The organism is Paenisporosarcina sp. P4_D4 (assembly GCF_056401835.1).
This window is the reverse complement of record NZ_JBFUIO010000252.1, coordinates 1-1865: the sequence shown is the minus strand read 5'-3', so window position 1 is coordinate 1865 and position 1865 is coordinate 1. Positions and strand designations below refer to the sequence as shown.

General features: G+C 46.5%; 1 protein-coding gene. It reads right to left on the bottom strand.

Annotated features, from left to right (window positions below):
* The coding region (locus AC1DSL_RS17765; RefSeq protein WP_477533252.1) for a carboxypeptidase regulatory-like domain-containing protein at positions 1-1865 on the bottom strand (1865 nt) is incomplete at both ends.

Below are 1865 nucleotides of genomic sequence, written 5' to 3'. Positions count from 1 at the left end.
CGTTTACATACACTTTACCAGCGGCTGTTTGACGAGATTCGTTTCCATAAGCATCTCTCATCACCACTTCGATCACAGCACCGTTGATCTTGTCTGTTGGTGCCTTCCAGGTACCAACATAGTGACCTTCTCCTTGTTCTGTTAATGGTATTTCAAAAGAAGTGGCGGTCGCAGTTGCATTGGCTGAAGGTACGCGGACCAAGAAGAAGCCATTAATTCCTGGCTCACTTTCTAGTTCGACGGTCAACGTTTTACCCGTTTTTATCACCACATTTTGAGCTGGTTTTAAGTTTTCAATCGCAGGTGGATTAAACTTGGCGTAAACAGTGACTTCCTTGCTAGTTTCGTTTCCAGCACGGTCCTTTGCAGTGACAGTAAATTTATTTTCTCCATTATTGAGCAGTATATCTAGGGAATAGGAGCCATCTTCTGTGACATTCGCTTTTTGACCATTTATAGTGACTTCTGCTAGATATGGATCGGTCGCTTTTCCTTCGATCGTAACTGCTTGTTGATTCGTCTTGTTGCCTTCAGTAGGTTTGGTGATGGTTAGTTCTGGTTTTGCTTGATCAAGGATGATCTTCACTGGCTCGGACGGATCCGTACTACCCAGATCTGTAGAAGAGGTAGCTGTCAGCATGTTTTCTCCGTTATGGAGAGTCACATCTACGGCGAAGGTGCCATCCTCTCTGGTTGGTGTGGTAGCCACTTCTTCGCCTTTATTGAAAAGATGAACTTGGGTAGTAGGTGAAGCTTTTCCTTCTACCGTGAAAGTAGATTGATTGGTGTAGGCTACATCTTTAGGCGTTGTGATCACTGGACTGATCGCGTTAAAGTCTACCCGTGCCCGAATCATAACGTTTCCGTATTTTTCAGGGGATGGGGACCAAAATCCGTTAACCATTTGCCAGCTATGACCTGCGTATGGACTGCTTGTATCAGTAGCGAGTGCTGGTATATATGGGTAGGGCTTTTGTTGGATATAGACCATATAGAAGTCGCCGTTTACTATGACTCCTTCGCTTGCCAGATCGACAACTGTCCATTCTCCATTACGCAGAGCAGTCGCATTTAATGGACCGGCCAATTTTTTACCAGGAGCACCATTCGGTCCACTTGCATCATAGATGGCAACCTGAATGGCTGTTCCCCCTGGAACCGGATATGTTTTATCCAAGAAGCGGAAGTGACCAGCGGTGACTAAGGCGCTATTTTTACCTTCAGGTAGAGACATTTTCACACCCCAACCCCAACCATAATTATTTTCAACAGTATTCCAAGCCAGAGCGTTTTCTGCTGTCCCATCATCATAGCCGATCTCATCAGGATAGCCGACAAATGGTTGTAACGGAACATTTTGTTCGATATTTCCGTTTGCTGGGATGGTGATCGTGAAATCTTCGCCGTAATAGAGAGGCTTGAATACATGTAAGGTATAAGTTCCTTCAATGGCAGTGATGGAGAAGCGTCCGTTTTCATCTGTTTGTACAGGTTGAATGAGCGCGTCTTCGATCAGCGAGAGTGTTGCGTTAGCTAGCGGCTGACCTGTTGACTTGTTTGTGACCGTTCCGCTAAACGTTCCTCGCGGGAGCGGGTTTAAGGTAAAGTTGGCTTCTACTGTACCATCGGCAGGAATCTTCACTCGTTGATCTGTAGAGTAATATCCATATGCTTCAGCACGCAAGGTGAACTCACCAGCAGGATGAGACATACCATAGCTACCATCCGCTGGGTTGGTGGTAACAGAACGTCCTGATTCGAGCACGCTCACTGTAGCTCCAAGTGGCAGGGACATGGGTTGGACTGCAGTCGGCGTGATCGTGGCGGTGGGTGCCATCACGTTTTGTATTTTGGTTGGTTGGATG